The organism is Bacillus sp. N6, assembly GCF_052805735.1.
Genome location: NZ_CM127843.1, coordinates 3,661,572 through 3,687,871, shown reverse-complemented (window position 1 = coordinate 3,687,871; position 26,300 = coordinate 3,661,572). Strand labels below are relative to the sequence as shown.

At 33.3% G+C, this 26,300-nt stretch carries 28 protein-coding genes; 21 read left to right on the top strand and 7 right to left on the bottom strand.

Translation table 11 applies throughout. The annotated features are described in order from the left end of the window. Positions 1 to 32 precede the first annotated feature (32 nt). The 3 genes from ACUXVC_RS18900 to ACUXVC_RS18890 are packed head-to-tail and all read left to right on the top strand — an operon-like array spanning position 33 to position 1,530. Positions 33 to 389, top strand: coding sequence for a CidA/LrgA family holin-like protein (locus tag ACUXVC_RS18900; protein ID WP_000878380.1), 357 nt, complete (start codon positions 33 to 35; stop codon positions 387 to 389). Between the two features lie 23 nt (positions 390 to 412). Next, the gene (locus ACUXVC_RS18895) at positions 413 to 1,084 is read left to right on the top strand and encodes an LrgB family protein (RefSeq protein ID WP_053563775.1); all 672 of its coding nucleotides are present in this window, start codon (positions 413 to 415) and stop codon (positions 1,082 to 1,084) included. A gap of 20 nt (positions 1,085 to 1,104) precedes the next feature. Then, positions 1,105 to 1,530, top strand: a complete 426-nt coding sequence (locus ACUXVC_RS18890) for a YfmQ family protein (protein WP_000214633.1) — start codon at positions 1,105 to 1,107, stop codon at positions 1,528 to 1,530. A gap of 22 nt (positions 1,531 to 1,552) precedes the next feature. On the opposite strand, the gene ACUXVC_RS18885 is transcribed toward ACUXVC_RS18890, so the two are convergent. Both ACUXVC_RS18885 and ACUXVC_RS18880 read right to left on the bottom strand, forming a co-directional pair. Next, positions 1,553 to 1,954, bottom strand: coding sequence for a CBO0543 family protein (locus ACUXVC_RS18885; RefSeq protein WP_053563776.1), 402 nt, complete (start codon positions 1,952 to 1,954; stop codon positions 1,553 to 1,555). Next, positions 1,929 to 3,107, bottom strand: coding sequence for a DUF2515 domain-containing protein (locus tag ACUXVC_RS18880; RefSeq protein WP_446025819.1), 1,179 nt, complete (start codon positions 3,105 to 3,107; stop codon positions 1,929 to 1,931). Before ACUXVC_RS18880 ends, ACUXVC_RS18885 begins: the two co-directional genes overlap by 26 nt. A gap of 302 nt (positions 3,108 to 3,409) precedes the next feature. Here ACUXVC_RS18880 and ACUXVC_RS18875 point away from each other — a divergent pair, with 302 nt between their 5' ends. The 4 genes from ACUXVC_RS18875 to ACUXVC_RS18860 are packed head-to-tail and all read left to right on the top strand — an operon-like array spanning position 3,410 to position 6,764. Continuing rightward, positions 3,410 to 4,396, top strand: coding sequence for a UDP-N-acetylglucosamine 4,6-dehydratase family protein (locus ACUXVC_RS18875; RefSeq protein ID WP_446025818.1), 987 nt, complete (start codon positions 3,410 to 3,412; stop codon positions 4,394 to 4,396). Then, entirely contained in the window at positions 4,393 to 5,304 is a 912-nt protein-coding gene (locus tag ACUXVC_RS18870; RefSeq protein ID WP_089171645.1) for an NAD-dependent epimerase/dehydratase family protein, read from the top strand. The genes ACUXVC_RS18875 and ACUXVC_RS18870 overlap by 4 nt, the downstream gene beginning before the upstream one ends. Then, positions 5,301 to 5,651 (top strand): DUF6572 domain-containing protein, encoded by a 351-nt coding sequence (locus ACUXVC_RS18865; protein WP_071713492.1) that lies wholly within the window; start codon positions 5,301 to 5,303, stop codon positions 5,649 to 5,651. Before ACUXVC_RS18870 ends, ACUXVC_RS18865 begins: the two co-directional genes overlap by 4 nt. A gap of 48 nt (positions 5,652 to 5,699) precedes the next feature. Further along, the gene (locus ACUXVC_RS18860; RefSeq protein WP_053563777.1) at positions 5,700 to 6,764 is read left to right on the top strand and encodes an undecaprenyldiphospho-muramoylpentapeptide beta-N-acetylglucosaminyltransferase; all 1,065 of its coding nucleotides are present in this window, start codon (positions 5,700 to 5,702) and stop codon (positions 6,762 to 6,764) included. A 99-nt stretch (positions 6,765 to 6,863) separates the two neighbouring features. Here the strand turns inward: ACUXVC_RS18860 and ACUXVC_RS18855 are convergent, their stop codons facing one another. Then, positions 6,864 to 9,584 carry a sensor domain-containing protein gene (locus ACUXVC_RS18855; protein WP_053563778.1) on the bottom strand — a complete coding sequence of 907 codons (2,721 nt, stop codon included), beginning with the start codon at positions 9,582 to 9,584 and terminating at the stop codon, positions 6,864 to 6,866. A 391-nt stretch (positions 9,585 to 9,975) separates the two neighbouring features. On the opposite strand from ACUXVC_RS18855, the gene ACUXVC_RS18850 reads away from it, so the two are divergent. From ACUXVC_RS18850 to ACUXVC_RS18840, 3 genes are all read left to right on the top strand, one after another. Then, entirely contained in the window at positions 9,976 to 10,791 is an 816-nt protein-coding gene (locus ACUXVC_RS18850; RefSeq protein WP_089171644.1) for an alpha/beta fold hydrolase, read from the top strand. A 138-nt stretch (positions 10,792 to 10,929) separates the two neighbouring features. Continuing rightward, on the top strand, positions 10,930 to 11,505 hold the full coding sequence (locus ACUXVC_RS18845) for a histidine phosphatase family protein (protein WP_089171643.1): 576 nt from the start codon (positions 10,930 to 10,932) through the stop codon (positions 11,503 to 11,505). Between the two features lie 321 nt (positions 11,506 to 11,826). Beyond that, complete coding sequence (locus ACUXVC_RS18840; RefSeq protein ID WP_446025817.1) at positions 11,827 to 12,144, top strand: hypothetical protein; 318 nt, start codon at positions 11,827 to 11,829, stop codon at positions 12,142 to 12,144. Positions 12,145 to 12,236: 92 nt separating this feature from the next. Here the strand turns inward: ACUXVC_RS18840 and ACUXVC_RS18835 are convergent, their stop codons facing one another. Further along, on the bottom strand, positions 12,237 to 12,875 hold the full coding sequence (locus ACUXVC_RS18835; RefSeq protein ID WP_001241256.1) for a YczE/YyaS/YitT family protein: 639 nt from the start codon (positions 12,873 to 12,875) through the stop codon (positions 12,237 to 12,239). Positions 12,876 to 13,071: 196 nt separating this feature from the next. Between ACUXVC_RS18835 and pepT the strand changes: the two genes are divergently transcribed. Continuing rightward, complete coding sequence (gene pepT / locus ACUXVC_RS18830; protein ID WP_446025816.1) at positions 13,072 to 14,304, top strand: peptidase T; 1,233 nt, start codon at positions 13,072 to 13,074, stop codon at positions 14,302 to 14,304. Between the two features lie 38 nt (positions 14,305 to 14,342). Here pepT and ACUXVC_RS18825 read toward each other — a convergent pair whose 3' ends face one another. The 3 genes from ACUXVC_RS18825 to ACUXVC_RS18815 are packed head-to-tail and all read right to left on the bottom strand — an operon-like array spanning position 14,343 to position 16,358. Next, on the bottom strand, positions 14,343 to 15,254 hold the full coding sequence (locus tag ACUXVC_RS18825; protein ID WP_089171642.1) for a DNA glycosylase: 912 nt from the start codon (positions 15,252 to 15,254) through the stop codon (positions 14,343 to 14,345). Then, positions 15,251 to 15,781 (bottom strand): methylated-DNA--[protein]-cysteine S-methyltransferase, encoded by a 531-nt coding sequence (locus ACUXVC_RS18820; protein WP_001089840.1) that lies wholly within the window; start codon positions 15,779 to 15,781, stop codon positions 15,251 to 15,253. Before ACUXVC_RS18820 ends, ACUXVC_RS18825 begins: the two co-directional genes overlap by 4 nt. Continuing rightward, entirely contained in the window at positions 15,762 to 16,358 is a 597-nt protein-coding gene (locus tag ACUXVC_RS18815) for a bifunctional transcriptional activator/DNA repair enzyme AdaA (RefSeq protein WP_095690308.1), read from the bottom strand. Before ACUXVC_RS18815 ends, ACUXVC_RS18820 begins: the two co-directional genes overlap by 20 nt. Before the next feature lie 153 nt (positions 16,359 to 16,511). On the opposite strand from ACUXVC_RS18815, the gene ACUXVC_RS18810 reads away from it, so the two are divergent. The 10 genes from ACUXVC_RS18810 (at position 16,512) to ACUXVC_RS18765 (ending at position 26,290) form a co-directional block, all read left to right on the top strand. Continuing rightward, entirely contained in the window at positions 16,512 to 17,270 is a 759-nt protein-coding gene (locus ACUXVC_RS18810; RefSeq protein ID WP_000767622.1) for an exodeoxyribonuclease III, read from the top strand. 300 nt (positions 17,271 to 17,570) lie between these two features. Beyond that, positions 17,571 to 18,536 (top strand): iron-hydroxamate ABC transporter substrate-binding protein, encoded by a 966-nt coding sequence (locus ACUXVC_RS18805; RefSeq protein ID WP_001035498.1) that lies wholly within the window; start codon positions 17,571 to 17,573, stop codon positions 18,534 to 18,536. 27 nt (positions 18,537 to 18,563) lie between these two features. Then, positions 18,564 to 19,571, top strand: a complete 1,008-nt coding sequence (locus ACUXVC_RS18800) for a FecCD family ABC transporter permease (protein ID WP_001173064.1) — start codon at positions 18,564 to 18,566, stop codon at positions 19,569 to 19,571. Further along, on the top strand, positions 19,564 to 20,586 hold the full coding sequence (locus ACUXVC_RS18795; protein ID WP_095690309.1) for a FecCD family ABC transporter permease: 1,023 nt from the start codon (positions 19,564 to 19,566) through the stop codon (positions 20,584 to 20,586). The genes ACUXVC_RS18800 and ACUXVC_RS18795 overlap by 8 nt, the downstream gene beginning before the upstream one ends. A gap of 14 nt (positions 20,587 to 20,600) precedes the next feature. Further along, positions 20,601 to 21,422, top strand: coding sequence for an ABC transporter ATP-binding protein (locus ACUXVC_RS18790; protein ID WP_000025764.1), 822 nt, complete (start codon positions 20,601 to 20,603; stop codon positions 21,420 to 21,422). A 15-nt stretch (positions 21,423 to 21,437) separates the two neighbouring features. Then, positions 21,438 to 22,256 carry an alpha/beta hydrolase gene (locus ACUXVC_RS18785; RefSeq protein ID WP_001098701.1) on the top strand — a complete coding sequence of 273 codons (819 nt, stop codon included), beginning with the start codon at positions 21,438 to 21,440 and terminating at the stop codon, positions 22,254 to 22,256. 248 nt (positions 22,257 to 22,504) lie between these two features. Then, positions 22,505 to 22,732, top strand: a complete 228-nt coding sequence (locus ACUXVC_RS18780) for a hypothetical protein (protein WP_089171639.1) — start codon at positions 22,505 to 22,507, stop codon at positions 22,730 to 22,732. Positions 22,733 to 23,060: 328 nt separating this feature from the next. Continuing rightward, the gene (locus ACUXVC_RS18775; RefSeq protein WP_000349636.1) at positions 23,061 to 23,363 is read left to right on the top strand and encodes a metal-sensing transcriptional repressor; all 303 of its coding nucleotides are present in this window, start codon (positions 23,061 to 23,063) and stop codon (positions 23,361 to 23,363) included. A gap of 204 nt (positions 23,364 to 23,567) precedes the next feature. Continuing rightward, positions 23,568 to 23,774: a copper chaperone CopZ gene (copZ, locus tag ACUXVC_RS18770; RefSeq protein WP_000436973.1), complete on the top strand. Its 207-nt coding sequence runs from the start codon at positions 23,568 to 23,570 to the stop codon at positions 23,772 to 23,774. A gap of 95 nt (positions 23,775 to 23,869) precedes the next feature. After that, complete coding sequence (locus tag ACUXVC_RS18765) at positions 23,870 to 26,290, top strand: heavy metal translocating P-type ATPase (RefSeq protein WP_089171638.1); 2,421 nt, start codon at positions 23,870 to 23,872, stop codon at positions 26,288 to 26,290. Positions 26,291 to 26,300 lie beyond the last annotated feature (10 nt).

Below are 26,300 nucleotides of genomic sequence, written 5' to 3'. Positions count from 1 at the left end.
ATGGATGTGTGATAGTGAAATGAGGGAAAGAAATGAAGTACGTGATGCTTTTACTTCAAGTAGGCGTGCTATATATATTTAGCTTAGTGGGTACGTGGATTCAGGAAATATTCCATCTATCAATACCGGGAAGTTTAATAGGGATGTTAATGCTGTTCCTGCTCCTTTCCACTCGCATTTTACCGTTAAAATGGTTTGAGTTAGGTGCGGAAAAGTTAATCGTATTTTTACCGTTATTTTTAATCCCTTCGACAACAGGGCTGATGGAATACGGGTCTTTTCTTTTAAGTAAGGGGAGTATTATATTCCTTTTAGTAGTTGCAAGTACTGTAGTAACTTTGATTGTTTCAGGGTATATAAGTCAATTATTAATAACAACAAAAAAATAAAATCGACAAGGTGCACGATTCAAATGGTCTTAATTATTATTACTGTAGCAATTTATTTCTTGGCGACAAAGCTATATAAAAAATTTACGTTTGCATTTACGTTACCGGTGTTAACAGTTACGGCAATTATGATTTGTTTATTTTTCATTTTTGATATTTCTCATCATGAGTATAGGGAAAATGGAGGAGACATTCTTTCAAGCTTATTGAGCCCTGCAATTGTAGCATTAGCCATACCTCTATTTAAAGAGCGAAAGATACTTATGAAAAATTTTTTATCGATACTTATTGGAGTAGTGATAGGTATAGTAGCTGTAACGAGTATGAATGTAGTGATTGGCGGAATTTTAAATATAGATAAGGAACTTATATTAACTACTTTACCACAGTTAGCAACGATGCCTATTGCCCTATCATTAGCGGATCAAATTGGTGGTATTCCATCTATGACTTCTAGTTTTGTAGTTGTTGCAGGAATAACAGGTGCTATTATCGGACCAACAGTACTTAAGCTTTTCAGTATAACAAGTACGATTGGAAAAGGAGTTGGAATGGGCTGTGCATCACATATTATCGGTGTGAGCCGTTTAGTGAAGGAAGGCGAGAAAGAAGCGACTATCGGTTCGGTAACGATGATTGTAACTGGAATACTCATTAGTATACTAATACCGTATGGAACGAAATTTATTTTTTAAATGTAATGGAGATGATAACAATGACAACATGGTTTATAGTTACATTATTTGTTTTTGGAGCTATTAAAGTATTAGTTTCTAGCATGCCCACTTCTGTTGTAGAATCAATTATTAGTAAATTTGAATTGCATCAAAAGCTTGAGGCGGAAAATACTTCTATATCGATAGATGGAAAAAATATAGAGGGAGAAATGAAACTACAAGTTATTCATGAATTTAATGAGGCTTTGTTTTTAGATAAACATTATTTCCCGCCGCACGGAGAAGGGACACCAATAGTCATTGATACGAAGAAAGGGAATAAAGAGATTAGGTTTTCTCTATATAGCTATGAGGAACATGTTGATGTCATTAAGCAATATAAGAAGAAAGTCGTTGCCTATCGTTTACGCTCTAAAAGCCTTCAAACACTGGCACCATTAGCAATAATGGAAGAGTATGCTTAAGAAGGGACCTATAATGGTCTCTTTATTTTTTTATCCAATTATATACGTTCCAAATAAAAGAATAAAAAATCATATAACCAAATAAAGAATATGTATGGTTCCAATTCGCACTATGTACAAATAAACCTAAACTTTCAGCAATCTGTTCAAAAAGGCTAGCGCAAATACCGATCGAAATAATAAATAGAATTCTAGAAACTTTAGATAATTTTTTTGAAATGTGTATAAAGATAACTGTTAAAATCGGCAGTACGAACAATGTAAAAGCTATATTAACTGAAAATGTGGATGAGAAGGGTCTAGCTGGAAAGGAATATATTTGTTTATGAACAAAAAAAGCATCTAAACAAGTTCCAATAATAGAAGAGAGAAAGATTGTAACTACTAATGCTAGAAACTCATTCTTCTTCTCGGAGGAGGACATTTTTCTTTGCGAGAATTGCGAGTTCAATTTTTTCGAGTGTTTTGCAGTAGTCTTCTGTAATTTGTCCATTTATATTTTCCTCCTTATCAACTAAGTGATTTACAACTTGCCAATCGGTAAACCAATCTTCACTGTCAACTTCTTCATGCTTCATATCTCGCCATGCATAGATGAGTGAAGGACTGTATATACGATAAGCGCCAATTCGCAACTGGCATTTCTTTATTCGGCGCTTATAAAACTCACGGGAAAAAGATTCATTTACACTTGAAAATAAATGGGGCCAGTAATCTTTCCTTGATCCTGTATGCGGATGATGTTGGGCCCAGCTTATTATTTGAGATAAAACATGTGTATCTCGAAATAATAATGAATACAATCTTTTTCCAATTAATATTCGTTCATGTAAGGAAGTGAAATGTTTCATTGTATCACCAAATAGTAATACTTTTTGTTTTTTATCATTTTCGTAGAATGGGAAAAGGATATGATTAAACTGAAAGAAATCAAAGAGTTTAAATCCAATACTATTTAGTACAGTCTTTTTAAATTGTACATTTTGAATCACTCTTTTTTCTAAGTAGTTTTGTTCATTAACAATAGTTGCAATCGCTAATGTTTTTTTGTTGCCTGTTTTCCAAAAATCGTTCCACATCGTTTCCATAAATGTAGAAACATTTAGGTGAGGGAGAAGGTGAAATAACTTTTGTGATCTCTTTACACTTTGTTCGTAAAGTAAAAATTGAGGGTATACATCTTGGAAAATAAGCCAATTGCCTCTTTCTAAAAAAGAAAAAAATATGAATTGATCTTTCTCTGATAAAATTCTCGTATATAAATCGCCCTTTAAATCAGTCATATTCCAACCGCCGTTACGTGATACCATATGCCCAAGCAGTGCCCAATGTATTTCTGGATATTGAATGTAAAATTGGTAGTATGCGCGTGTTCTTGTAACATTATTTTTATTTAGCTGTTCTGTTTGTATTTTTATTTTGTTGATGATGAGTTGCTCTTCTTTCGTTAATTTATACATGGTATCAGAAGGAATAAGTTTGCTTTTTTGTTTCAATTCATTTTTTACATCGAATAGGGAGAGAGGCAGTGCTTTGGAAGGTCCGTTATATGTATGATATGAATTGTTTCGGTCCATTCCGTTACCTCCCTTTTTCATAAATTTAAACATGATTATTGGCTATGAATCATTCTATTTATTTTATTACGAGTATAAGAAATAAATGAGCGGTGTTTTTTTACAAGGAATTTATTTATCATGCAAACAGTATAAAAAATCTTACTGTTGTGAGGTGAAATGAAAAACAGAAACTAAGTTTAATAGTTTCTGTTTTTTTATTTTGTCAATTAAATGTAACAAACGACGATTATGATTTGAATCAATTGAAAATAATTCAATAAATATTATTTAAATTGAGATGTTTCGTAGGAGGAAAAGGAATGTTAAATAAAATAATTTTAATTACTGGTGGTACAGGTTCGTGGGGGCATGAACTTATAAAACAACTATTAGAAAAATCACCGAAAGAAATTAGAGTTTTTTCAAGAAATGAAACGGTCCAGTTTGAAATGCAGCAACAGTTTATAAATGATGATAGGTTAAAATTTATTATTGGAGATATTCGTGATAAAGATCAACTAGTCTATGCTTGCCAAGGTGTACATTATGTGTTCCATCTTGCAGCTTTAAAACATGTTCCAGTATGTGAGTATTATCCTTATGAAGCTATAAAAACCAATATACATGGTACGCAAAATGTAATTGAAGCCTCTATACAGATGCAAGTTGAAAAAGTTATCTATGTTTCAACGGATAAAGCAGCTGATCCATCAAATACGTATGGGATGACAAAAGCAATTGGTGAAAAATTAATGGTTCATGCGAATATACAAACGAAGAAAACAAAATTCATTTGTGTTCGTGGTGGAAATGTTTTAGGAACGAGTGGAAGTGTAGTACCGCTTTTTAAACAACAAATTAAAAGATCTTCACAAGTAGGGATTACCGATGCGAATATGACTAGATTTTTCTTAACAGTTGAAGATGCTGTTGGGTTGTTATTTAAAGCCGTATCTCAAGGTAGAGGCGGGGAAATCTTTGTTATGAAAATGCCGGCATGTAAAATAACAGATTTAGCAGAAGTGTTAATTGAATATTCAGGAAAAGAAAATGTTAAGGTAAAAGAGGTAGGGATAAGACCGGGTGAAAAATTAAGTGAAATGCTTCTATCTGAGGTAGAGAGTAAAACAAGTATAAGTTTTGATCAAAATTATTTTGTGGTACTACCGACTATTACTATAGAAGGACTTCAAGAATATTATTCTAGCTATCCGCTAGTGGATGTGAAGAGTTTTAGTTCTCAACAAGACTTGCTTGCAAAACATGAGGTGAAGCAAATGCTATTAAAAGGAGGGTTTTTGCGATGAAAAAAAATGCGAGCCTTTTAATAACTGGTGCAAATGGTTTCACAGGACGCCATGCTTGCCAATATTTTTTAGAGCAGGGCTTTCATGTAATTCCTATGTTTCAAAATCGTGCACATAGAGAAAAAATTAGAAATGGTATTACTTGTAATTTAACTAATAAGAGCGAAGTAATGAAGGTAATGAAACAAATAAAGCCAGACTACGTATTGCATTTAGCAGGAAGGAATTCGGTTATAGAATCTTGGACAGCTGCTCTTGAGTATATAGAGATTAATGTAATAGGAACGTTATATTTATTAGAAGCAATTAAGCAAGAAGCCTCGCATTGTAGAACATTAGTTATAGGATCTGCTTTGCAAGCAGATAGTATGAACGAAATAAAAATTTCAAATCCATATAGTTTAAGTAAAACGATGCAAGTCATTATTGCAGAGGCTTGGGGAGGATTAATGGATTCAAATATTATCATTGCAAAGCCCTCAAACTTAATTGGTCCAGGGGAATCGAATGGCATTTGTTCGATTCTCGCAAAGAAAATGTTAGATATAGAATCAGGTAGAAGTAAATCCATTATTGAAGTAAACAGTTTGAAAGATAGTAGAGATTTTCTAGATGTACGTGATGCGATTAAAGCGTATCATGTGTTATTACGAGATGGAATAAATGGAAAACAATATAATATCGGATCAGGAGTAAAACGATCTTTATTAAATGTACTAGAACAATATAAAGAATTAACACAGCTAAATTTTTTTATAGAGGAAACAGAGAAAAATGGGAGCGAATCAAATGAGAGTTTAGCAATAGAGGAAATAAAAAGGTTAGGTTGGATCCCAGAAATTGAATTTCATCAATCATTAAAAGATGTACTTGAGTATGCGAAGTGTAGTGACATCTGCATGCAATGAAAAACAAAAAAGGGTGTAAGAAATATATGAATGATTATGAAATAATAGATAATCAAAATACGCTATTTCTTTCAATTGTTGATACGTTGGATTGGAGAGATGAAGAAGCGCATGTATTGCATCTTTATGAGGCAATACATAAATATCAAGCGTATGTAGAAGAAAAAAGGGTTAATCAAATAAAGTCAGCATTAGAGACGGAAACTAGATATGTGATTCAAATCTTTGCTCAATACGAGTGTAGTGAGTATGGAAATGATTTTTATGAACTCATTAACGATCTTTTACAAGATATAGAGGTGGAGTTAAAGATTTATATAAAAAATAATAAGTTTATTTACATTTAAAAGGTAAAGAGAAAGCTAGATTTTTAATAATAAAGGTGGGTATAAGTTATGAGCAAAACGATTCTTTTTACTGGGGGCGGTACAGCCGGACACGTTATGATTAATATTGTATTAATTCCTAAATTTATAGAGAAAGGCTGGAGAGTCGAGTATATTGGATCAAAAAATGGAATTGAAAAATCATTAGTGCAAAATGTTAAATACAATAGTGTTTCAACGGGCAAGCTTAGGAGATATTGGGATTGGGAAAATTTTAAAGATCCTTTTAAAATTATACGAGGTTGTTTACAAAGTTATAAATTAATTAAGAAAACAAAGCCTGACGTTATCTTTTCAGCAGGAGGATTTGTTTCAGTTCCTGTAGCTATAGGAGCATGGTTAAATCGTGTGCCTATAATTATACGTGAACCAGATAGCACATTAGGACTTGCCAATAAAATAGCATTACCTTTTGCTACAAAGCTATGCACAACATTTCCTCAGACAGGAGAAAATGTAAGTAATGAGAAGAAGGTTTATGTAGGACCAATTGTAAGGGAAGAAATTGAGAAGGGTAACGTATTACGAGGAAGAAGATATTGTGAATTTCAGCAAGATAAACCAGTATTATTAATTATGGGTGGGAGTCAAGGTGCTAAGTGGATAAATGATATGGTAAGGGAATGTTTAGATACAATACTATTAAACTTTAATATTATTCATATATGTGGTAAAGGAAAGGTAGACCCATCTATTGGCATGGAGGGGTATATGCAATTTGAATATATAGGCGACGAGTTGCCGCATATACTAAATATGGCAAGTGTTGTAGTTTCCAGAGCGGGTTCTACTGCTATTTCTGAATTGTTATTTTTGAAGAAACCGATGTTGCTTATCCCGTTAACTAACAGTTCCAGTAGGGGAGATCAAGTTTTAAATGCTGAATATTTTTCACGGCAAGGATATGCTGAAGTTATACTCCAAGACAGAGTAAGTACGAATACATTTATACATGCAGTAAATAAGTTGTATACAAATAAGGAGAAATATATTCAAAACATGAATGGATATAAGAAAACAAATGATGAGGGAATTCATCAAATAATAGATATAATAAATGAAGTGGTGAAGTAATAGAAATGTAAATAGAAAAACAAAAGGAAAGAAGGTATCTTCTTTCCTTTTTACTATATTTGTTCAAATTCATTATTATTTATTCTAATTAGTTATGTACTATCGGTGAATGCCGTTTTCTAATAGCTCAGTAAATGCATGAATATGAATAGGTTTACTGTAATAATAACCTTGAATAAACTGACATTTATTTTTTTGAAGGAAATTTACGTGCTCTTTTGTTTCTACACCTTCAGCAATGACAGACATTCCTAATGTATTTGCTAATGTGATGATCGTTTTAATAATTTCCATTCCATCATCACATGTTTCAGACATTGTAATAAATTCTCTCGGGATTTTTAACGTATCAATTGGATATAAAGGTAAGTAGGCTAGCGAAGAATAACCTGTACCAAAGTCGTCGATTGAGATGTGAATCCCTAAACTTTTTAGTGTACGCAGTTTTATCAATGTTTCTCGCTCATCCATCATTGCAATTCGCTCTGTTAATTCAAGATCAAGAGAGCTTGCTGGTAAACCTGTATTTGTTAAAGTAGAAGAAATAGATTTTACAAAATCCTCTTGTTCAAATTCTTTAGCAGATAAATTTACACCTATTTTTAAATGTGAATATCCGAGTGCGTGCCAACGTTTCATTTGCTTACAAGCCTGCTCTAATGTCCATTTTCCTATTGAAATAATTTGTAGTGTTTCTTCTGCAATCGGAATAAACTCGTATGGAGAAATAATACCTAATTCAGGATGATTCCACCTAATTAAAGCTTCTGCACCGATAATTTTATTAGATTCACTATCAACTTGAGGTTGATACAAAAGGAACAATTCTTCATTTTGTAGTGCGTTTGGTAAATCTTTTTCTAATCGTAATCGTCTTTCAATTTTTTTAGCGATTACATCGTCATAAATAGAGACAGAATTAAGCTCTTTTGCTTTTGCATCATACATTGCAACATTAGCGTTTTTCAGAAGTGTAGCGGTATCGATTCCGGAATGTGGATAAATAGCGATACCGATACTCAGTGATAAAGTTAATTTATGCTCATGTATGATAAATGATTTTTTCATGCATTCAAATAATTGGTTACATAATTGGAATAAGTAATCTTCGTCAGTATAGTTTTCAATTATGATTGTAAATTCATCGCCACCGATTCTTGAAAGATGAGTATGTGATGGAAGACATGATTGGAATCGCTTTGCTACTTCTTCTAATATGTAATCTCCTGACGAATGTCCAAGTGTATCGTTAATTGCTTTAAAGCGATCTAAATCTAAATATAATAATGCAAACTCGCTTTCTGTTATTTTAGCATTTTTTATAACTCTCTTTAATTTCTTATGGAAAAAGGCACGGTTCCCAATTTTCGTTACAGTGTCATGGAATGCTAAATATTTTATTTCTTCTTGCTGTTTTTTTAGTGCAGTAATATCTTTCACCATAATATAGCTTCCTGAAATTTGTCCGTCTATTATAATAGGAATGATTGTAACGTATAAAAAATAAGTAAAGCCATCTTTATATTGAGAACTAAGTTGTAAGAATGCCGATTCTTGTTGTTTCACTTTTTCTAATGCCAATGCTAGCTTATGCTTATCTTCATCTAAAATGATCGAAAAACAAGTTTCGCCTAGTAACTCATCCGTTGGTGCCCCAAGTAGTACACTCCCAGCCTTATTTACATTTAAGAATGTTCCATTTAAATCAATGGTGAAAATAGGGTCAGGATGATATTCATATAATGATTTAAACTTTTGTTGTTTTTGAGAAAGAGCCTCTGATTTATGAACTAAATCAGACGTCCGTACAGTAACTTTTTCTTCTAGTTGGGCATTAAATGCCTGTAAACGTTTTGTTAAGGAATTGTTTTGCATACGTACGATAGAATGACGAATGAGTACGAAAATAAAAGTAATACAATTCCCTGTAATGAGAGTTGAAGATGATGTTTGTTCTTTTAATGTAAACCCGATTAGTATTGCAACAGCAAGATAGGGAAATACAACTAAAGCTTTTTTTCCTATTATAGGGTTTACAATGAAATAATTTTTATGGCTATTATGATCTTCTGAAATAGAGCCAGCTATTGCAATAAGTAATATAGGTATTCTATATAAAAGACGTAATAATGTTATCGTTTCTGTTGATAAGTGGTTATTTAAGTAAAAATAAATATAGTTAAAAGTTGCAGAACTTATTAATACAAAAATAAATATATAAATTTTCCGTTTGGAATTAAAAATTGTTGGACGGAAAAAGAGACTAACACCTAGCAGTAGAAATAATAAATCTGCAATTGGATATAAAAATGAAAGGAAAACATCTCCTAGTGAAAGAGCGAATATATTTAAATTTGGTTGATTAAATAAATACCATTCTAATGTAAATATGGAAGTAAGCACTATGCATATATCACAAATAAAGAACGCTTTTTCCCATTTATTGCATTCCTTTAAGATTTTATAGGAGAAAGCGATAAGACAGAAAAGTAGAAAAACCATGTAAAATACATCAGAAATAGTAAAACGATGTATTGGAATTTCGAAGAAGCTATCTTGATATGTATATACTATTTTCCCTAATAAAAAACTACCAATTGCTATTGTAATACATATCCAAAATGGATTTGAACTGACTTTTTTAGAATATATAGAGTAAATCAGTGATACAAATGTAATGGCTTCGACGATAAGTGAAGCGAAGCGTACATCTGAATTTGAAAAATGAGTAGGGAACAGATAGAAAAACATAAAATAGATTGAATAGCATATTAATGTCCCGATTAATATACATAATTGTAAATTTTTATTTAATTTCAATGAAATCACCTTCTTTAATTATGCACTATGTTCGTTATATCTATACATAATAATATTATTTAAGAATTGTATCAGATTTCCTTATAAAAATCATGTTTATAAGGAAAGTGTTAAAGAGTATAAGTATTCTCAAAGTTGAAAAAATATTGCGGTGGATAGTATAGACGGTATCAAGACTTTAAATAGAAATTGTATATTTAGTCATCCTTTGAATTGTAAAGTTTTTTTAGTGATTTGTAAGTGGAGATGCAAAATTGCATATAAAATGATGGGGATTTTTATTTTTAGTCTGAAAATTAATATTTGTAGAAATGTTAGGAAAAGATATAAAATAAGAACGTGTATTCTTACAGAGTGGAATAGTATTGCCACTAAATAGGGAGGTTTTTTTATGATATATCGAATTAAAGATGCAGAAATATACTATGAAATTGTGGGGGAGGGTAAACCGGTCATTATCATACATGGCTGCGCTCCTGACCATAGGTTAATGATGAAATGTATGGAATCAGTATTTCAGAAATATGAAGGTTATAAGCGAATATATATTGATTTACCTGGAATGGGAAAATCGAATGCTCCAAATTGGATAAATAGTTCAGATCGTATAGTAGATGTGCTTATCACATTTATTGAGGAAATCATTTGTACTGAAAAATTTTTATTGGTAGGAGAATCATATGGAGGCTATTTAGCCAAAGGTATACTTGCAAAGATGTTTGAGAGAGTTAGCGGATTACTATTAGTATGTCCTGTTGTTGTAGCGGAGCCAGAAAAAAGGATTCTTCCAGATAAACAGATAATTGTACAAGATGAGGAATTTTTAAATACGCTCACTTCCACAGAAAGAGAGGAGTTTTGTGAGTTAGCTGTAATAGCAAATGAATATACATATAAGCGATTTAAAGAAGAAATTAAGCCTGGGTTAGATGTTGCTAATTATGAATTTATTGAAAGGTTGCAAAAGAATTACTCTCTTACTATGGATTTTCAGCATGAAAAATATGAAAATCCCGTTCTTTTACTGACTGGAAGACAAGATATATCAGTAGGTTATCAAAATATTATAGAAATTATTGAAGAATATCCAAGGGCAACATTAGCAGTGTTAGATATGGCAGGGCATAATTTACAAATTGAGCAGCCTGAATTATTTGAGAGTTTAGTAGGAGAATGGATTAGACGAACAAATCAGCACAGTTTATAAAGTATTTTAGTATTACCCCTAAGTGTTGAAATGGGATAAATGAACGTGATTTATTAACTTATCTCGCTATTTGCCGGGCAGCCCGATTAGTGAGGGCTGATTAAAGTTTCACTTTATAAAAAATTTTAAGGAGAAATTATGAGCACATATATTTATATGGTTAGACATGGTGAATCACCAAAACTAGAAGGAAATGAAAGAATGCGTGGATTAACTGAGAGGGGACATATGGATGCCCGTGGAGTAACTGACATATTAAAAGCGGAGAGGATTGATACTTTTATTTCCAGTCCTTATAATCGGGCTATGCTAACGATAGAGGAGTCAGCTAATTTCCATGAAAAAGAAATAGTAGTATATGAAAATCTTAAAGAGTGTATGTTTTCAAGTGAGGATCAGGTTATATCAGACAAAGAGGTGTATCCACTTGTACAGAAGATGTTCTCTAATCCGGACTTTGCACGAACGGAAGGAGAGTCATATACAGATTGCCAGAGAAGAGTAGTGAAAGTATTAAAAGAAATCTTAATGGATTTTCGAGGATGCAAAATTGTAATTGGTACACATGGGCTTGTCATGACATTAATGATGAACTATTTTGATAAACAATATGGTTTTGAATTTTTAATGAATACGTCAAAACCGGATATATATAAGATGGAGTTTAAAGAAGAACAATTAATGAATGTAAAGAGATTATGGAAAGCGGAATAAAATTAGTTGCATGGATTTTGTTGTAAAAGTTACTTTTATAGCAAAGTCTATTTTTGAATAGAAAGCATCTTTATCAACTATTTTTAGAATGTTAAATCAATAAGTAATTATTCAGTATTTGAATAAATTATTGGGGAATTGGTTTAGGGAAACAATTTTAAATGTGTCAAAACTCCAAACGTTGGATTTATATTCAATAGGAGAAAAAGATGTAGAATTTTGTCTTACAGTCCCCGTTTACTTTTCATTTCATTACATATAGGCTTTGTGGTGTAAGGGAGGACATTACCTTTACGCAAAATCTATAAGGAGGTCATTGTAATGAAACAGATTAAAAAGTTTGCGGGAGTTGCTTTAGCGGGGACGATTGGATTAAGTGGACTACTGTTTTTAGAACCAAGTGTAAGCATTGCGGAAGCACAGCAAGTGAAAGTGGAAAATTTCAATACAATTGATGTATTGATGAATCTAAATGAATTGTATGTATTAAGTGGCAGAAGCATTGATATTCTTTCTGGAGATAAAGAAGCAATTCAGTTAAATAAATACACAATTAGTTTTAATAAACCTGGGAAGTATGTGATTAAAGTAAATGGCTGTATTCATGATGATGTATATACTTTTATTGTGAATGAGTAGTATATATTCTTAAATTGCGAGATAAAAACAGAAACACCCTATTTGCGATGAGAGTCGTAAATAGGGTGAATTTATTTGTATTAAGCTGTACTTTAAATATGCTCACTAATTTTCTTTTTGCCATGTAAAGTATGTAAAAGTGTTTGAAACATCTTAAATGATTGCTGAAAGATTGGACTTTGAATAAAGGTGTACAGAAAAGTTACGATGAAAACAGGACCTCCTAGCATAAATCCAATAACTAGTACAATACATTCTACTATGATTCTAGCACGGCTAATAGAAAGTCCTGTTTTGTCTGAAATAGTAAGCATGAATCCATCACGGGGTCCAGCGCCAATCCCAGCCGCAACGTACATACCTCCCCCGATACCTGTAATGGCAATACCAGAAAATAAAATGAGTAAGTTTATCCATAAATAATTACTAGCGTCTGGAAGCATGTTTGATTGTAAGAAAAAGTCCATAATGGGACCGATAAGTAGTGCATTCAAAAATGTCCCCACATTTATATATTTTCGATCTACTAGTAAAGATATTAGAACGAGACATAACCCACATATGACACTCCACGTACCGATGGTCCATCCAAACTTTTGGTAGAGAGCCATATTTAAAACTTCCCAAGGGTGCAAGCCGAGAAATTTAACTTTGACTGCAAGAGCGTTTCCAAGGCCAAAGAAAATTAATCCTAAGAAAAAAAGAAAATAGCGAAAGAGAGTTAGCCTCATCTTTACAACCTCCCATATTTTATAATTATGTATGTTACCTGTTACGGTTTTAATGTACAAATATTATGTCTTTTTATCATTCGTTTAAAAATGTTAACAATGTAAATGAAATATACATCTTCACAGTCAAAAAAGTTAAAATATTTCGTTTTAAGGATTATAATGGAGAGAGAAACATAAAAGGGAGTGAATGAACTTGAAGCAAGAACTTATTGAAAGATTTACGAGATATGTAAAAATTGATACGCAATCGAATGAAGAAAGCCATACAGTACCAACAACACCAGGACAAATTGAGTTTGGTAAGTTATTAGTGGAAGAGCTAAAAGAGATTGGGTTAACAGAAGTAACGATGGATAATAATGGCTATGTAATGGCAACACTTCCAGCTAATACGGACAAGGATGTTCCTGTAATCGGATTTTTAGCTCATTTAGATACGGCAACAGACTTTACAGGGAAAAACGTCAAACCACAAATTCATGAAAATTTTGATGGTAATGCAATTACGTTAAATGAAGAGCTAAATGTTGTGTTAACACCAGAGCAGTTCCCGGAATTACCATCATATAAAGGACATACCATTATTACAACTGATGGTACAACACTGCTAGGAGCAGATGATAAAGCTGGTCTTACAGAAATTATGGTTGCAATGAACCATTTAATACATAATCCGCAAATTAAGCACGGGAAAATAAGAGTAGCATTTACACCGGATGAAGAAATTGGTCGTGGGCCAGCGCATTTTGATGTAGAAGCGTTTGGTGCATCATTCGCTTATACGATGGATGGAGGTCCATTAGGTGGTTTAGAGTATGAAAGTTTTAATGCTGCAGGTGCTAAGTTAACGTTTAACGGAACGAATACACATCCTGGAACAGCGAAAAATAAAATGCGCAATGCAACTAAACTGGCTATGGAGTTTAACGGGCATTTACCAGTAGAAGAGGCACCAGAGTATACTGAAGGATACGAAGGGTTCTATCATTTACTCTCTTTAAATGGTGATGTTGAGCAAAGTAAAGCGTATTATATTGTTCGAGACTTTGATCGTGAAAATTTTGAAACACGTAAAAATACCATTGAAAATATTGTGAAACAAATGCAAGAGAAGTATGGGAAAGATGCAGTCGTTTTAGAAATGAATGATCAATACTATAACATGCTTGAAAAAATTGAACCGGTAAGAGAAATTGTTGATATTGCATATGAAGCAATGAAAAGTTTAGACATTGAACCAAATATTCATCCGATTCGCGGAGGCACAGATGGATCACAATTATCATATATGGGATTACCGACGCCGAATATTTTCACTGGTGGTGAAAACTATCACGGTAAATTTGAGTATGTTTCGGTAGATACTATGGAAAAAGCCGTTCAAGTTATTGTGGAAATTGCAAGACGTTTTGAGGAGCAAGCGTAAAAAAGAACCAAGTAGTACAAATGTGCTACTTGGTTCTTTTAATATAGTACTCGCCACAAATAAAAAGTCGCATAAGACTCCCAATTAGCCCAGTTTGCCGCGAAATCTTTTATTTCATTTTTATTCGGTTTATTTTCGGAACCTGTTATAAATTTAATTGCATTATGGAGACCGACATCATCAATTGGAAAAGCTGAAGGAAATCTTAAACAACGCATTAAAACATAGTTGGCAGTCCAGGGGCCTATACCATGGATGGCGGTTAATTGTTTCTCAGCAACCTTTACATCTTGTGTTTGCAGTAAATCCTCTTTTGATAGTTTTCTCTCTGTAATAAGCTTCGCAATACCGATTAAATATTCACATTTTCTAGTCGTCATTTTTAATTGTTGGAGATCTTCTACATGTAGATTTGCAATTGTTTCAGGTGATGGGAATATCCAATGTTTTCTACCGTCCCATTCTACATAACTTCCAAATTGCTCAACTAATCTCCTTTTTAGCGTATAAGCATATGTTAGGTTAATTTGTTGACCGATAATTCCCCAGGAAAGTGCCTCAAATAAGTCTGGAATGCCTAAAGTACGAAGGCCATAATATTGTTCAATTGGTCCTTGAAGGAGTAAATCATGTTTAGCTAATGTATAAAATGGGGCTAAATCAGTAGTTAAATCAAACCATTCTTTTACATAGTTAACTACAGCTTCACGTATCGATTTTTCAGATGTATATGGTTCTTCTAAACAACGTATTTGAATATTTCCATCTGTATTCACACTAATTTCAACTAAAGGATTTACATCTTGAACAGGGATAACTTTATAAATTTTGTTATCTTCAATATGGAACATACATTCATTGTTAGAACGTGATAGATAACGTAAATTTTCTTGGAAACAAAATTCTTTTGGAACTGCTATAGATAATGCGCTGTTATATTCTGTTGTCATATGAATTCCACCTGCAACTTTTCTAATGTAAGCAATTTTTTCTTCATTTCTAATCCGCCCCTAAATCCGGTTAGTTTCCCATTCTTCCCAATAACGCGGTGACAAGGAATGGTAATAAGAAGAGGGTTAGCAGCAATAGCAGAAGCAACGGCGCGCACAGCTTTAGGTTTTTGAATTCTTTCAGCAATTTCTGTATAAGAATATGTCTTTCCATAAGGAATTTCACGTACCGTATTCCAAACAGATAATTGAAAATTAGTTCCATAAGCATCGATAGGAAATGTGAAAGTTTCTCGCTTGTTTTCTAAATACTCGATAACTTCTTGCGTATATATTTGCAAGTAATCTGGACTATGGGTCAATATATGTTGGGGCAGTTTTTTTCTAGCCCATATATTTAATTCTTCAAAGTTTTCGTCTTGTGATCCAATGAAACATAGTCCATTTTCAGTTGCAGCAATATGAAATCGCCAATTTTTATGTGTAAGTAGCGTCCAATATATATAATTATTTTTGTAGGAATTCATTATCGTATCCCTCTTTCATTTCGTTCTTTTTTCGATATTCAGTAGGAGTAAATCCGGTTTTCTTTTTAAATAAAGTTGCGAAATACTCTGGGTTTTCTATCCCGACAGCAGTACTAATTTCTTTAATAGATTGATTTGTGTGTAAAAGGTATTCGGTTGCTTTAAGAACCCTGAATTGTTGTATATATTCTATAGGAGTTAACCCTATTATTCTTTTGAAAGTACGTTGTAAATGAAAAGGGCTACCGTGACACATTTCCGCAAGCATGTCGAGAGTTAAGGATTCGTCATAATGCTTTTCGATATAGTCTTTAATTTGTTCTACCCACTCTTCATTAGGTAAAGTGATCCCATTTGGCTTACAACGTTTGCACGGGCGAAAGTTCTCACTTAATGCTTGCTCTGCATGATGAAAAATTCGTACATTGTTTCTATTCGGTATTCTTGATTTGCATGATGGTCTGCAAAAGATTCCAGTTGATTTCACAGCATAAAAGAATTTGCTATCATAGGAAGAATCATTATGAATAATTGCTTGCCAATACTCATTTGTTAATGTAACTCCTCCATTGTGCATAGAACATCACCTCTGAAATTAGTATAACCTGAATAAAGTGCGTATGTATGTATTCATAAATGTAAGAGCAAGATTACAAAGGTGAAAATATGATTGTTTTCTATTTTGTGATAGCATGAAATTTGGAAATAAACATCAAGAGGAGGACTATAAATGAAGTTAATTTCATGGAATGTAAATGGTTTGCGAGCTGTTATCGCAAAAGGTGGATTTTTGGAATATCTTGAGGAATCAAGTGCTGATATATTTTGTCTACAAGAGATTAAATTACAAGAAGGGCAAATTGATTTAAATCTAGAGGGATATTATACATACTGGAATTATGCTGTGAAAAAAGGATATTCAGGAACAGCTATTTTTTCGAAAAAAGAACCGCTTTCAGTTACATATGGTTTAGGCATTGAAGAGCATGACCAAGAAGGGCGACTTATTACTTTAGAATTCGAAGATTTTTACATGATAACGTTATATACACCAAATTCAAAACGTGGATTAGAACGATTAGATTACAGAATGAAATGGGAAGATGATTTCAGGTCCTATATCAAACGATTAGATGAGAAAAAACCAGTAATTTTTTGTGGAGACTTAAATGTTGCTCATAAAGAAATCGATTTAAAAAATCCAAAAAGTAATCGTAAAAACCCTGGATTCTCTGATGAGGAACGAGAGAAATTTACATGTATTTTAGAAGAAGGATTTGTTGATACGTATCGTTATCTTTATCCTAATCAAGAAGGTGCATATTCGTGGTGGTCGTATCGTATGGGCGCGAGAGCGAAAAATATCGGATGGCGTTTAGATTATTTTGTTGTTTCGGAAAGAATGAAAGACCAAATAACAGAAGCGAAAATTAATAGTGAAGTAATGGGATCTGACCATTGTCCAGTTGAATTACATATAAATTTCTAAAAAAAGAAGTATCCATCTAACATTAGGCGGATACTTCTTTTTTAATTCAGTTTGTTAAAATTTTTCAAATCTTTCTTGAAATAATTGCATATTAAATATATACTTAGTAACGATAATCATTATCAATGAAAAATATTATCAATGGATGAGGTATAAAAGAATTATAGCTTAGGGGAAGTGAACGAGAATGAGTTCTGGATAGAATTATTAATCTAATGAAATATATATGTAAGACAAGTTTCATATAGTTAAATTTTATTGAGAATATAGTTTGGAAAATTCGAGAGGAGATATATAAAGATGAATAAGAAGTTATTTACATTAGGGATGGTTACAGTTTTAAGTGTAGGTTTAGCGGCATGTAATAGTGCGGATAAAACTTCAGGCGAGCAAAAACAACAGACAAAAGCTACGGAAACGAAAAAAGATGAAAAACGTAAAATTACATATTTAGGTAAAGAATATACAGTGCCAGCAAAAGTAGATAAAATTGCGACAGCTAGTTTAGAGTCAATGGAAGATGCGGCAGTACTTGGAATTAAACCAGTTGGTGCCATTACTGTTGGTGGTAAATTACCGAAGTATCTTGAGAAAGATTTAGAAGGTGCGAAATCTGTTGGTGAGAAAATGGAACCAAATTTCGAAACATTACTTCAATTAAAACCAGACGTTATTACATCAAGTACGAAATTCCCAGCAGAAACAGCTGAAAAGTTTACGAAAGTAGCTCCTACATTCCCGGTATCACACGTTTCAACAAATTGGGAAGATAACTTAAAGTTAATGGGAGAATTAACTGGTAAAAAAGATAAAGCAGAAAAAATTATTAAAGACTACAATTCGGACGCTGAAAAAGCAAAAGCAAAACTAGGAGATAAGTTAAAAGATAAAAAAGTACTTGTCATTAGACTAAGAGCAAATGACTTATTCCTATACCCAGAAGGAGTATACTTTAACCCTGTAATTTATAAAGATCTTGGACTAACTGCTCCAGAACAACTTAAAACGGTAAAAGCACAAGAAAAAATTTCTTTAGAAAAATTAGCTGAAGTTAATCCTGATTATATCTTCTTGCAATACGAAGCAAGTGAAAATAATAAACCGAAAGTGCTAGAAGATATTGAAAATAATCCAATTTGGCAAAGTATGAACGCTGCGAAAGAAAAGAAAGTATTTGTAAATGTTGTAGACCCAATGGCACAAGGTGGTACAGCTTGGAGTAAAACAGCATTCTTAAAAGAAGCAGTGAAAAATTTATCTAAATAATACAATAAGTAAGGTGCGTTGAATGATATGCAGAAAACAAATGCAGTACCAGTAACTATATTATGTATAGCACCCATACTCATCTTATTTACAGTTATACTTTCGATTTTGTATGGGGCAAAAAGTATTGACGCTGAAACAGTGTGGAACGCATTATTTCATTTTGATTCAAGCGATGTAAATCATAATATTATTATTACTTCACGTTTACCAAGGGTAGTTGCAGCTCTTTTAGTCGGAGCATTTCTAGCCATATCAGGAGCACTTATGCAGGGGATGACAAGAAACTATCTTGCATCCCCTTCTATTATGGGTGTGACGGATGGCGCTGCCTTTGTTATTACACTTAGCATGATTTTTCTTCCGGGAATGTCATCAATTGGTATGGTTTTATGTTCAATGATTGGTTCTGCACTAGGAGCCGGTATCGTGTTTGGTTTTGGTTCGCTCCTTCAAAATGGCTTATCACCAGTTAGGTTAGCGATTATAGGAACAGTTATTGGAACATTTTTAAGTAGTGTATCGGCTGCAATGGCTTCGTATTTCCAAATTTCTCAAAATGTTAGTTTTTGGTTTAATGCAAAGTTAGATCAAGTAGATCCTAATATCATTAAAATCACGATACCGTTTGGGATAATTGGAATAATTTTAGCACTGTTAATATCAAAATCTATTACCATTCTTTCATTAGGCGAAGAGGTTTCTATTAATTTAGGGCAACGTACAAAACTAGTTAAAGCGATGGCAATTTTATCGGTAATTTTCTTAACAGGAACAGCAGTTGCTTTAGTGGGGAAAGTTGGTTTTGTAGGTTTAATTATTCCGCACATTACCCGCTTTATAATTGGGGTAGATTATAAGTGGATTTTGCCATGTGCAGGTGTTATTGGTGGCGTTTTCTTAGCGTTATGTGACGTTTTGAGTAGATTTGTAAACTATCCATTTGAAACACCTATTGGAGTCGTTACCTCTTTAATTGGAATTCCTTTCTTCCTTTATTTAATCCGTACTAGAGGAGGAGAGCGACATGCCTAAAAGTTCAAGTCAACGTTTCGGAATGACGATGGGGATTATTATATTTTTAATACTATGTGCTATTTATATTAGTTTAACAAATGGTACGTTCGATATTACGATTACAGATGTATTTAAAACACTGTTTAGAATTGATCCAGTACCAGAACATGATTTAGTTATTTTTGAGTTTCGTCTTCCGCGTATCGTAATTGCTGGATTAGTAGGATTAGGTCTTGGTGTTGCGGGTGCTGTTATTCAAGGGATTACGAGAAATGGATTGGCGGACCCAGGTATTTTAGGAGTAAATGCCGGAGCAGGAACAGCGATCGTCATTTTTATATTTTTCTTTCAAGGACAATTAAAAAGCACAGACTGGGTTTCTATTATGATGATGCCAATGTTTGGTTTAGTAGGCGGATTAGGTGCAGCTATCATCATTTATCTGTTTTCTTGGAAAAACGGTAAATTAGATTCGCAGCGACTTTTATTAACAGGAATTGCAATTGGATCAGGATTTGGAGCCTTTTCTATGTATTTATCACTCAAAATGAAGTCAACTGATTTTGAAATGGCCGCAGTGTGGGTGTCTGGAAGCATATATAGTGCGAACTGGAAGTATATTGTGGCTATGTTACCATGGCTTATTATCTTAATTCCGCTTATACAAAAGAAAGCTTATTTATTAGATTTATTTCAATTGGAAGAAACGAGTATTACAAGTTTAGGTGTTTCAGTAGAAAGAGAGAAATCGATTTTACTATTAAGTAGTATCGGGCTTGTGAGCGCATGTGTTGCTGTTTCAGGGAGTATCGGTTTTATTGGCTTAATGGCACCGCATATAGCGAAAAGGCTTGTCGGTATTCAACATAAGTATATAATTCCTACGTGCGGCGTAATCGGAATGTTTCTTGTAATTGCTTCAGACTTTATTGCGAAAACAGTTTTCACACCTGTAGAGCTACCAGTTGGAATCGTTATTTCTATTGTCGGTGTACCATATTTCTTATATTTACTTTATAAGGCGAAAGCGTAAGAGGAGGAATAAAAGTGAGTATTTTAAGTGCAAAAAATTTAGAAACAAGTTATGAAAAGCTTACAGTGTTTCGCGATTTAAATGTGGAAATACAAGAAGGAAAAGTAACGACAATTATAGGTCCAAACGGTTGCGGTAAATCGACATTGTTAAAAACAATGGGAAGAATTTTAAAACAAAAAAGCGGTAAAGTATATTTGCAAGGACAGGATTTACATACAATTCCAACGAAAGAAATTGCGAAGCAGTTAGCTTTACTCCCGCAAACTCCAATTGCACCAGGTGAGCTTAAAGTGGAAGAATTAATTTCTTATGGACGCTATCCACATCGAAATAACGTAAATAAGTTAACGACAAAAGATAAAGAAATGATTGATTGGGCATTAGATATAACGAAAACTTCTGAATTTCGAACGAGACAAATTGCAAATTTATCAGGTGGTCAAAGACAAAAGGTATGGCTAGCGATGGCATTAGCACAAGAGACAGAAGTGTTGCTATTAGATGAGCCAACTACATACCTTGATATGTCTCATCAATTAGATGTATTACAAATTGTGGAGAAGTTAAATAAAGAACATAATTGTACGGTTGTTATGGTATTACATGATATTAACCATGCAGCAAGATTTTCAGATGAAATTATTGCAATGAAGGAAGGAGAAATTGTTACAACTGGTAGCCCGGAAGAAATCATTACAAATGAAGTGTTAAAAGAAGTATTTCATATTGATGCACGTGTCATGATTGATCCGTATAACGGGGCTCCTGTTTGTTTCGGTTATGATAGCGTTGTATCTCAAGAAGAAAAAATCGAAATATATGTAACAAGTTAAAAAGGGGGGGATAGGGTGAATACTACAGTTGAAAAACAGCAGATTATAACATCTAATACAGAGCAGTGGAAAATGTATTCAAAATTAGAAGGTAAGGAATATCAAATTCATATTTCAAAGCCGAGGCAACCAGCACCGGATTCAGGATATCCTGTCATTTACGTATTAGATGGCAATGCCTTTTTTCAAACATTTCATGAAGCAGTTAAAATACAATCAGTAAGAGCGGAAAAAACCGGTGTTTCACCAGCTATTATAGTAGGAGTGGGTTATCCAATTGAAGGCGCATTTTCAGGGGAAGAAAGGTGCTATGATTTTACGCCTAGCGTAATTTCAAAAGATGCCCCTTTAAAACCAGACGGTAAACCGTGGCCTAAAACAGGAGGAGCACATAATTTCTTTACTTTTATTGAAGAAGAACTGAAACCACAAATTGAAAAGAATTTTGAGATTGATAAAGGTAAGCAAACTTTATTTGGGCATTCTTTAGGTGGCCTATTCGCTTTGCATATACTATTTACAAACTTGAATGCTTTTCAAAATTATTTTATTAGTAGTCCATCTATATGGTGGAATAATAAATCCGTTCTTGAAAAAGAAGAGAACCTTATAATTGAATTAAACAATGCTAAGTTTGAAACAGGAGTGTTCCTTACAGTTGGATCACTTGAACGAGAGCATATGGTTGTAGGTGCAAATGAATTATCAGAGCGCCTTCTCCAAGTAAACCACGATAAACTTAAATTTAAGTTTTATGAAGCTGAAGGGGAGAATCATGCATCTGTTGTGCCGACGTCTTTAAGTAAAGGATTGAGGTTTATTAGTTACGTATAGGAAAAAAGGTTATGGATAAAACATTCCATAACCTTTTTTAATATGTAGAATTGTCCTTTTCGAAAGTTTTGTTTCAACTTTTCGTCTAAAGAGACAAAAAGTTGTCACAAAACGGTCACAATTAGCATAAACATAAAATAGACGAAATGAACTTATTTCCAAAAAGGCTTGGTTTATTTCAATCATGATTTGTAGAGCTGAAAAAGTATGGATTAAAAGTTCACTATATTCCCAAGGAGGTAGATCGTATGAAAACTATTCTTGCTATCGCTGGACTTATTTGGGTTCTATCGCATGGCATCCCAATTTATGAAGGAGAACAAATTCGCAGTGCTCTGAATAAAAATTTTAATGAATATCATATCATTGATCGGCAAGATAATGTTGTAACAGTTCGAGTAAATGACTGTTTTCATACGGTAACCATTGAAGGAACTTCAGTAGTGAATGATACAAAAGTATGCGATCAGCAATAATTATATATGGAAAGAAAAAATTCTTGGATTAAATAGCTGAAAATTAAGTTTTTAATATTATAGACAAAGAATAAGCGGGGGCGGGTAATCCCCGCTTATTCTTGTTTTATTTTATTGAATTTTGATGAGAGATATAATGATTTTTTTGACAAAAAGAAAGGGTATACTGAAAATTGAGATTAAGAAGCTAATGCGTTGTTAAGAATAATCATAAAGCGTAAATATACTCTTATGGGGTATCATGCGTAGATATTTAATGCTATAATTGATATACTCATAAAAAACAATTGTTTTATTGGGTGAAGAGAAACTTTAAGAAGGTGATAATATGGATCATAAAGAGCATGAAGCAGTAACACATAGATCAGAAAAAGAAAAAGAACAGATTATAAATAGATTAAAGAGAATTGAAGGACAGGTCCGCGGTATTCAAAACATGATTGAAAATGATCGTTATTGCGTAGATATTTTAGTGCAAATTTCAGCGATTAATGCAGCAATGAAAAAAGTAGGAATGGGTGTATTGAAAAACCATACAAGTCATTGTGTTTCAGGTGCTATTAAAGATGGCAATGGTGACGAAGCAATTGAAGAATTAATGACTGTATTTGAACGTTTTTCAAAAGCGTAAAAACAAGCTAGTATGTCACTGGCTTGTTTTTTTGTTTACCTTCATAATAAGATCTCGGGGTATTGATGTGAAAAAGTGTGTGTAAAATAAACTTTTAGAAAATAATTGAAAAATCATGATATAAAACCATTGATTACCTTAGGGGGGTATGGTAAGATGTAATTGTGATTAACAAATAATGAAGAAACAAGAGGAGGATTTTAAATGGAACAGTTAACATTACAAGTTGAAGGTATGTCTTGTGGACATTGTGTAAATGCTATCGAAAGCAGTGTGAAAGAGCTAAACGGTGTTGAACAAGTGAAGGTTCAATTAGCAGAAGGAACTGTTGAAGTTACTATCGACTCGTCTGCCGTAACATTAAAAGATATCGTTGCTGTAATCGAAGACCAAGGATACGATGTTCAATAATTATTTTTAGATATGGAAATAAATCGTACTTTAAATGAAGTACGATTTATTTTGCTAATAATTATACCTCATAAGGGTATATAGAGGTGAGAGACATGAATGAAAAAAAAGAGGCTAATCTTCAAATATCAGGAATGACATGTGCGGCATGTGCAAATAGAATTGAAAAAGGTCTAAAAAAAGTAGAAGGTGTTCATGAGGCAAATGTAAATTTTGCGCTTGAAAAAACAAAAATAATGTACGATCCAACTAAAACAAATCCAAGACAGTTTAAAGAAAAAGTTGAATCGTTAGGATATGGAATTGTAAGTGATAAAGCTGAATTTACTGTTTCAGGAATGACATGTGCAGCATGTGCAAATAGAGTTGAAAAGCGTTTAAATAAGTTAGATGGTGTAAACAAAGCGACAGTAAATTTTGCTTTAGAATCAGCTACAGTAGACTTTAATCCTGATGAAGTTAATGTAAATGAAATGAAGAGTGCGATTACGAAGTTAGGATATAAATTAGAAGTGAAACTAGATGATCAAGATGCATCAACTGATCATCGATTACAAGAAATTGAAAGACAAAAGAAGAAGTTTATTATTTCGTTTATTTTATCTTTCCCATTATTGTGGGCAATGGTTAGTCATTTCTCATTTACGTCATTTATTTATTTACCGGATATGTTAATGAACCCTTGGGTGCAACTAGCACTTGCAACTCCTGTTCAATTTATCATTGGTGGACAGTTTTATGTTGGAGCTTATAAAGCGTTACGTAATAAAAGTGCGAATATGGATGTTCTCGTAGCGCTTGGAACGTCGGCCGCGTATTTCTATAGTGTATATTTAAGTATTCAATCTATTGGTTCTTCGGAACATATGACAGATTTATATTTTGAAACGAGTGCGGTACTTATTACATTAATTATTTTAGGTAAATTATTTGAAGCGAAAGCAAAAGGGCGCTCATCAGAAGCAATTAAAAAATTGATGGGTTTACAAGCGAAGACAGCTACAGTTGTGCGAGATGGAACAGAAATAAAAATTTTGATTGAAGAAGTAGTAGCTGGTGATATCGTCTATGTAAAGCCTGGTGAAAAAATACCAGTAGATGGTGAGATTGTAGAAGGAAAATCAGCGATTGATGAATCGATGTTAACGGGTGAAAGTATTCCTGTTGATAAGTCAATTGGGGATGTAGTAATAGGTTCGACAATAAATAAAAATGGTTTTTTAAAAGTGAAAGCAACTAAAGTAGGCAGAGATACTGCATTAGCTCAAATCATTAAAGTAGTAGAAGAGGCTCAAGGTTCAAAAGCTCCTATTCAAAGGGTAGCAGATCAAATTTCAGGTATTTTCGTACCGGTTGTAGTTGTGATTGCGATTATCACATTTGCAGTATGGATGATATTTGTTACACCTGGTGATTTTGGCGGAGCACTTGAGAAAATGATAGCAGTACTTGTTATCGCTTGTCCATGTGCATTAGGTCTTGCAACGCCTACATCTATTATGGCAGGATCAGGAAGATCGGCTGAGTATGGTATTTTATTTAAAGGTGGAGAGCATTTAGAAGCAACGCACCGATTAGATACAGTTATTCTAGATAAAACAGGTACTGTGACAAACGGAAAGCCTGTGTTAACAGATATAATTGTAGCAGATGGATTCCATGAAGAAGAAATACTACGTTTAGTAGGTGCGGCAGAAAAAAATTCTGAACACCCACTTGCAGAAGCGATTGTAGAAGGAATTAAAGAAAAGAAAATTGATATTCCAAGTTCAGAAACGTTTGAAGCGATTCCTGGATTCGGTATCGAATCAGTTGTAGAAGGAAAACAATTACTAATTGGCACACGTCGATTAATGAAGAAATTCAATATTAATATTGAAGAAGTTTCAAAATCAATGGAAGCGCTAGAACGAGAAGGAAAAACAGCAATGCTTATTGCAATCGATAAAGAATATGCTGGTATAGTTGCCGTTGCAGATACTGTGAAAGATACTTCAAAAGCAGCTATCGCAAGACTGAAAAAAATGGGTCTAGACGTTGTGATGATTACAGGGGATAATACACAAACTGCTCAGGCAATTGCAAAGCAAGTTGGTATTGATCACGTAATTGCAGAAGTATTGCCAGAAGGAAAAGCAGAAGAAGTGAAAAAACTGCAAGCAAATGGTAAGAAAGTAGCGATGGTTGGAGACGGGATAAATGATGCTCCTGCTCTTGCTACAGCGAACATTGGTATGGCAATTGGAACGGGAACGGATGTAGCGATGGAAGCAGCGGATATAACGTTAATCCGCGGTGATTTAAACAGTATTGCTGATGCGATCTTTATGAGTAAAATGACGATAAGAAATATTAAACAAAATTTATTTTGGGCATTAGCTTATAACGCGTTAGGAATTCCAATTGCGGCATTAGGTTTCTTAGCCCCTTGGGTTGCTGGAGCAGCGATGGCATTTAGTTCTGTATCCGTTGTATTAAATGCATTACGATTACAAAGAGTTAAATTAAAATCTTAAAAAGCTACAT